1 protein-coding gene is annotated in these 341 nt (G+C 49.3%); it reads left to right on the top strand.

Annotated elements, in window-relative coordinates; translation table 11 throughout:
• Window positions 1-259 (top strand): hypothetical protein (locus FLQ44_RS01750; protein WP_147692787.1); only part of this gene is annotated, 259 nt, incomplete at its 5' end.
• Window positions 260-341 lie beyond the last annotated feature (82 nt).

Raw genomic sequence — 341 nt, 5'->3', positions numbered from 1 at the left:
ACTGGCGAAAAAACTCGGCTTCAGCCGGATTAAACCAGAAAGCAAACAACACGTTATCCTAGAGACACCGATGGAGGAACCCGCCTGGAACCTGCTCAAAGATAATCTGCCAGAACACCTGAAAACTCGCTTTGTCTACACCTCCGGTAAAGTCACCGTTCGCGGTTTGGGCGTCTTGCCTGCCGAGCAGCAGACGGAACATCTGATTACTTGGTTGGGTAAGATGCAAGGGGCACTCCCAGAACCGGCACTCGTCTAATTTACATATCAGTACTGACAGCTCGGTTTGCAGGGTCGAAGAGTTGAAATTTGTCTTTAAGTTTGTCTGCTATTAGATCGGG

The organism is Vogesella mureinivorans (assembly GCF_007644035.1).
Lineage (GTDB): Bacteria > Pseudomonadota > Gammaproteobacteria > Burkholderiales > Chromobacteriaceae > Vogesella > Vogesella mureinivorans.
The sequence above is the reverse complement of the archived record's forward strand: the minus strand, read 5'-3'. Positions and strand labels throughout refer to the sequence as shown.